Source organism: Paracraurococcus ruber, from assembly GCF_004353985.1.
Taxonomy (GTDB): domain Bacteria; phylum Pseudomonadota; class Alphaproteobacteria; order Acetobacterales; family Acetobacteraceae; genus Paracraurococcus; species Paracraurococcus ruber.
This window is the reverse complement of the sequence record NZ_SMOA01000319.1, coordinates 1-5,775: the sequence shown is the minus strand read 5'-3', so window position 1 is coordinate 5,775 and position 5,775 is coordinate 1. Positions and strand designations below refer to the sequence as shown.

The window sequence follows — 5,775 nt, the reverse complement described above, 5'->3', positions numbered from 1 at the left end:
GTGCCTACGCTCAGCGTTGGCCTTGAACGGCAAGGTGGGTCCATCCCCGACAGTCGAGGGCTCGCCCTCCTTGCCAGCCTACCCGCCAGCTCCAGACCAAGCGACCCATGCAACAACGCCGCCGGGCAGGTAGAACACCTCGATCTCGGCCTCGCGGCCGACGAGCCAGTCGCGGACCTTGGCCGACCGATGCACGGGGAGGCGGTCGAGGATGAGGAAGACCTTCTGCCCGACGTCCCGGACCAGGCGGGCGAGGAAGCGGAGCAGGTCCGGCGCCTTGATCGCGCTGTCCAGCACCATCCAGCGCAGCGCAACCTTGTTGGTCACGGCCGAGATCAGGCCGAGGTTGGCCCGCTTGTGGTTGACGCGGACCTCCGACGTGCGGCCCGGGGGCGCATAGCCGCGACCGCGTACGTCGTCGGAGCGCAGGCCGGTCTCGTCACCCCAGAAGACGGCACCACCCTCGGCCTTGGCCCGGGCAGCGATGGCCGGGTAGTCCCGCCGCAGCCAGCGCCGCACCGCCGCCGGATCCTGCTCGTAGGCGCGCCGCAGCGGCTTCTGCGCCGTGAAGCGCCAGCGCGCCAGGTAGGTGCCCATGGTCCGCACCGCCAGCCTCACCCCGAACCGCTGCGAGATCAGCTCGCGCACCGCAGCCCGGCTCCAGAGCGCAAACGGCAAGTCCAGCTCGTCAGGCGTGTGGCGCCCGATCAGCTTCTGCGTCTCGACCTCCTGCTCAGCCGTCAGCAGCCGGCCATGCCCCGGGTCAGGCCCGCGCTGGCCTGTCTTCAGCCCAGCCGCACCCCGCTCCGCGTACCGCTTGCAGATGTCGAACACCCCGGTCTGGGTCAGCCCAACCTGCGCCGCGATCGCACCATAGGTCAGGCCAGCCTGCCGGAGCCCGATCACCTGCCGCCGGCGTTCCTCTTGCGCCGCTGGCGGCAGCTTGCGCATGTCCAGATGCTTCATCCACCCAACCTGGACCGATCCTACTTGCGTTCAAGACAGCCCAGGCCGGATCAATAACTGGGTGCCCGATGTGCTGGCGTCCGCACGCCGCCTCGCGCTGGTGCGCGCCGAGCGCAAGGGATGTCGGGTCAGCGTCTCGGCTCTCGTGAACGAGCTGGTCCGCGATGAAGCCGCTAAGGCGCTGCCGGAGAACAGCCGGTGAGCCTCGATCTGGCCACTGCGACGCTCGGCGACCTAGCTGACCTGCGAATCGTACTGGAACTCGCCCAGCAGCGGGCCCAGCAGCGCGAAGCGGCTGAACGCCAGCAGGCGGCAGCCGACGCCACCCATGCGGTGGAGGAGGCATTCCGGGCCGAGGTCGACGCGCTCGTGGCCCCGGGCATGCCTGCGGTGGTCGAGGCTCGGCACGCCCTGGACGAGGCCCGCGCCCGCGCCCGCGCCGACGCTGCACGACAGGCCGTCGAGGTGGCACAGGAGGCCGTGACCGCGGCCCGTGCCGCTCTCCCCGCGTTGGTCGACCGCGCCGTGGCTGGCAAGACGGTGGGCGCTGACCTGGTCGGCGCTGCCTATGCGGGCGTGACCCGAGCCGAACAGCACGCGGGCTTCCTCGCCACGGTCGCAGGCCGTTACGCCGCCTTGGTCCCGCCGGCCGAGGCCGCGCTGAAGGCCGCGATCGCCGAGGCGCACGAGCCTGTCTACCAACGCGGCGTCGCCCTGCGGATCGAGGGAGCCGCCGCCGCCGACGCAGCGCAGAACAACATCCCGACCCTGGGGAACCGCGCCGGCCTCGACGCCGCACGCTTGGTGTTCGAGTACGGCACCCGCTTTCTCCGTTACGCCGCCGACCGTAGCGTGCCTATCCGCAGCCGTGCCGGCGGCATTTCGGACTACTGGCCGGCCAGAGAACGCACAGAACGGCGCACATGGGGCGTGCCCGCGCCGGGCGAGACACCATGAGCAATCCACCCGAGGCCGCCCTGCTGCTGGAGCTGGTCGCGCTGCGGGCGGAGATCCGGGACCTGCGTGCCGAGAACGAGCAGCAACGCGAGGTGCTGGAGAGCCGGGCCGGCGAGATCGCGGCGCTGCGGCACCTGCTGCTAATGTACCCCTGCACCCAGCTCGTCACCGACCTCTCGAAACCTCGGCTGCACTGAGGTGCCGATGAACGCGATGCGGATTGGCTTCGAGGAATTCTGGCTCGACGCTGCCACCACCGACCGGATCCAGCGGCTCCTGGTTACGGACCATCCGGCGGCGCTCGCCCTGGCGAGGCGGTCGGCCCGGCAGGCCTCCGTCCGGATCCCGATGATGTTGATGGATGCCGCGCCGACGCCTGCAGCGACGGTCCCCTCCCCTTCACCCCCAAGGACAAGCCCAATGACCACCATGTCGAAAATCCGCGTCGGCGACGCTGACCACTTCGTCCCGGACGCCGTCGCGCGCGAGATCCTCGGCCTGCGCGGGCAGGTCGCCGCCCTCGGTGCAATGGCCCGCGGTGAGGTGGGGCAGGTCGCCCCACGCCCGGTCGCCGACGCCGCTACTATCGCCCTGGCCGCGCGTGATGCGGTGCGGGCCGACGAGGCGCGCCGCAACGACCCGGCCACACCCTCCGGCGCCTACCGAGCCTGGCTGTCGAGCGCCTGGCAGGGCGCGCGGTAGGCCCATGACCCGCGAGGAGCGGCTCCGAGCCGCGCTGACCGCTCCGTCGCTGCCTATGCCGGCGTGCTTATGAGGCACCGTCCTGGCGTTCTTTGCCCTATTTTCCAATCCTGAGGCGCTATCCAGGTATCGTCCGCAACGCGAGAATATCCCCCTCTCCGTTGCTGATGGCCGGCTGACGGAAGGGTCAGCCGGCCCCCCCCCTTTTTCCCTTCAGGGAAGGGCTGCCCTGATCTTCCGCTAGCGGTCGGCCGTTTCCAGGTGCTGTTTGTCAGCCCAGGAGGAAGAAAAACGCTCCTGCTGCGAGCCAGATCAGTACGATCATCGCCACCAGATGCGTGTCGTTCATCTCGAAATTTTATTGAGATAAGTGGCTATGCCAACGCGCATCGCCGTGGTCAGATTTGGCCTCAGCTGCCATGATGTAGCCGTTTCAACACAGTTTGCACTGTCTGTATCGCGCTTGCCCGGTCGGGCTCCTGCCCCTGAAACAATACACTGTTTGCGTCGCAAATCTGCCAGAGCCAAGTGGCTGCGCTGCTGGTGCCTAGCAGCGTCAGGCTATACTCGGCCATCGCGGCGGTGACGATTACAACCTCACCGCTCTGCGCCTGTGTCCACACGATCTCCGTGCTGTCCACCTGGGGTATGGGTCACAGCGGCTACGAACGGGCTGGGGCCTCGATCCTCTGAAGTAGCCGTTTCACCTGCGAGCGTGCCCAACGTCCACCGCGAGGCGCCGGGATTGCCTTCGCCTCCAGCCCAGCTGCCAGCTGCGACAACGACGCCGCACCATTCGCTCGTAGTTCCATGATCACGGGTGCCAGTCTGGCCGCACGTTGTGCCGCTCTTGCTTGTCGCGCCATGATGCTGGCCACGGCGCCGGGGTTACTGGCAATCCCAAGCCTGCTGTATGGCATCGCCGCCCCCTCTTGGTGACAGCTGCAACCTTGGCTCTGCTCAGGCGGCTTAATCCACTACTATGGCCGGTCCCGCTTCGGCAGCGGCGGCCCTAAGTGCGCAAAAATAAGGCCTCGCGGTAGCTCCGCCGCATCGGCAACTCACCTATTGGGATCGCGTGGCCTAGCGAAGTACTGGTGCGCAGCATCCTCGGCCTCGATCTCCGCGCCGAGCAGGGTACGGGTCCACCCCTTGGCGACGTCGGTGTCGCCACGCTTCACCCGCCAGCGCCAGACCTCGTCGTGTCCGGTGATCGACACCAAGAGAATGCCGAGCGCTGCGATGCGCGAGCGCAGGTCACCGTGCATCTCGTCGCGCCAAGCCAGCACCACACCACCGTCCTCCCAGCCATGGGTTACGGACAATCCTGGCGATTGTGACGCTTAACGCAAATCATTCTGTTACATATATCTAAGGGTTGCTATCGTGGCTGCAAATATTACCAATTGATGAATTGTTCTGGGCGGGCGCACATCCATGATCGTGGTATGGAATGGTTCTGGCTGGCTGTATTTGTCGCGTGGGTAGCGGTCGTCATCGTAGTGTTGCTGTGAGATGGCATACACAACATGCTTGAAAATGTCAGGGCGTCGCAATAACCAATAGTTGATATAAATCCTCGGTAAAAATTTTATTGTCGCGAAAGAGTTAACGCACGCTGGATATTTCTAAATATTCAAGCGTTCGATTGAAATATACCCTCTGCGAGTCCCAAATGGGCACGCTGCAATCATTTCGATTAAATTTTTGACACTCAGAGCGAAATCCGATCTGAGCATCAAAGTGGGAGAGGAACAATGACAGTTAGCCTCGGCAACGGGAGCGACGTCTATTATTTTAGCGGTGACGGTGAGGAAATCCGGGCCGGGAACGGCGCTGATGTTATTACTGTCGATGGCTACTTTAACAGCGTGTTCGGCGAGAACGGGAACGACACGCTGACAGCCAATGGAGCCGGCAACTTACTCGACGGTGGGCGTGGTGACGATCGCCTCAATAGCGTCAGTTACTACGGAGGCAGCACTCTCACAGGTGGTCAAGGTGCAGACATCTTCTCAGTGAATAATGTAGGTGACAACATCGTCGCAAACAATAATGGCAGCACGAAGAAGTAGTTTCTCAAGGAGACACTGTTATTGCTCAAATAGATAAGATAACGGATTACCAGAAAGGCGAGTTGCTTATTTTGGGCGCGACCACAAGCGTTGGCCCAGTGGTTGGCCTCGATGAATATGCGCCAGGCCACCAGCATTTCGAGCTTGGAGATGGTCAGTACGGTATCATCCGTGGTGAGTTGGCTGGTGAGAATTATTTCATTGTTGACTCTACGGGCACTGATCTATTGGTGGTCTATAACCGAGCAGACGGCTATGATGACCCATATTTTCAGGGTGCGGTGGCGTTGATCGATTACACGGGTCCGGTACTGATCGGATAAGCGTCAACCTTTCGCACTATCTGGAGGGGAGCGACGGACATCATCCTCCCTCTCCTTTGCGGATCTCGCCGCGGCGTGCTGGGTGGCGATGTGGCGCCGACGTAGCCGCCGGCGCGCCGCCCCCTGCCTGCGCCGTTATTTGCCGACAACGCAACGCCATGCGCTTCGCAGTGACGCGACTGCCCCGCACAACAGCCCGCACATCAGCAGAGCCGTGACGTGCGCGGGGCCAATCGGGGCTAATATCGCCCCCAGCAGCGACGATGGGTCAACGAGGGGCTGCCAGGCACGTCCATCGGCTGTCATCAGCCCACTCTCGACGGCACACGCCTCTGCACCAATCGTCGCACCACCTGCCATCACCATGTAGCCGACGAACGCCGCTACCCTATCCGCTCCGGTCATCGCATCGCATCGCTCCGCGCAATGCAGGTGGACAAGCCCCCCTGCAAAGGCAATTTCCGCAAACGGCGGCCCTCGCAAGGGCTACGGGAAAAGATTCTTTGTCGCCTAGCCCGAACGCCCGCGCCGCCGGATTTGGTCACAGATGGTCGCCGTGACGACGCCACCCATGGCGCTGGTCACCGCCAGGGTAGCGCAGAGGACGAGCACCGCGGCAGCCTTATTGAGCCTGTACCGCACCCGGCTCCTTGGACAACTGGTTGGGCTACGCGGCGCGCCTGAAGGTCTCCTCCTGCCAGGCGGCGCGCCTGTCGGCGGGGCTGCGATGGCCGTTCTTCTCGACCAGCCAT

The 5,775-nt window shown here is 64.3% G+C and carries 8 protein-coding genes; 6 read left to right on the top strand and 2 right to left on the bottom strand.

The window, feature by feature from the left end; genetic code table 11:
- Positions 1-78: 78 nt before the first annotated feature.
- Positions 79-966 (bottom strand): IS630 family transposase, encoded by an 888-nt coding sequence (locus E2C05_RS28005; RefSeq protein WP_205083140.1) that lies wholly within the window; start codon positions 964-966, stop codon positions 79-81.
- Positions 967-1,027: 61 nt separating this feature from the next.
- Between E2C05_RS28005 and E2C05_RS33480 the strand changes: the two genes are divergently transcribed.
- From E2C05_RS33480 to E2C05_RS27990, 4 genes are read left to right on the top strand one after another with little or no spacing between them, the layout of a single operon-like run.
- The gene (locus E2C05_RS33480) at positions 1,028-1,168 is read left to right on the top strand and encodes a hypothetical protein (protein WP_158292413.1); all 141 of its coding nucleotides are present in this window, start codon (positions 1,028-1,030) and stop codon (positions 1,166-1,168) included.
- Positions 1,165-1,923 (top strand): hypothetical protein, encoded by a 759-nt coding sequence (locus tag E2C05_RS28000; RefSeq protein ID WP_133222933.1) that lies wholly within the window; start codon positions 1,165-1,167, stop codon positions 1,921-1,923. Before E2C05_RS33480 ends, E2C05_RS28000 begins: the two co-directional genes overlap by 4 nt.
- The gene (locus E2C05_RS27995) at positions 1,920-2,120 is read left to right on the top strand and encodes a hypothetical protein (protein ID WP_133222932.1); all 201 of its coding nucleotides are present in this window, start codon (positions 1,920-1,922) and stop codon (positions 2,118-2,120) included. Before E2C05_RS28000 ends, E2C05_RS27995 begins: the two co-directional genes overlap by 4 nt.
- A gap of 7 nt (positions 2,121-2,127) precedes the next feature.
- Positions 2,128-2,625, top strand: coding sequence for a hypothetical protein (locus E2C05_RS27990; protein ID WP_133222931.1), 498 nt, complete (start codon positions 2,128-2,130; stop codon positions 2,623-2,625).
- 1,061 nt (positions 2,626-3,686) lie between these two features.
- On the opposite strand, the gene E2C05_RS27980 is transcribed toward E2C05_RS27990, so the two are convergent.
- On the bottom strand, positions 3,687-3,914 hold the full coding sequence (locus tag E2C05_RS27980; RefSeq protein ID WP_133222929.1) for a hypothetical protein: 228 nt from the start codon (positions 3,912-3,914) through the stop codon (positions 3,687-3,689).
- A gap of 468 nt (positions 3,915-4,382) precedes the next feature.
- Between E2C05_RS27980 and E2C05_RS27975 the strand changes: the two genes are divergently transcribed.
- Together E2C05_RS27975 and E2C05_RS27970 are read left to right on the top strand one after the other, a co-directional pair.
- Positions 4,383-4,700, top strand: a complete 318-nt coding sequence (locus tag E2C05_RS27975) for a calcium-binding protein (RefSeq protein ID WP_133222928.1) — start codon at positions 4,383-4,385, stop codon at positions 4,698-4,700.
- A 62-nt stretch (positions 4,701-4,762) separates the two neighbouring features.
- On the top strand, positions 4,763-5,023 hold the full coding sequence (locus tag E2C05_RS27970) for a hypothetical protein (protein WP_133222927.1): 261 nt from the start codon (positions 4,763-4,765) through the stop codon (positions 5,021-5,023).
- Positions 5,024-5,775 lie beyond the last annotated feature (752 nt).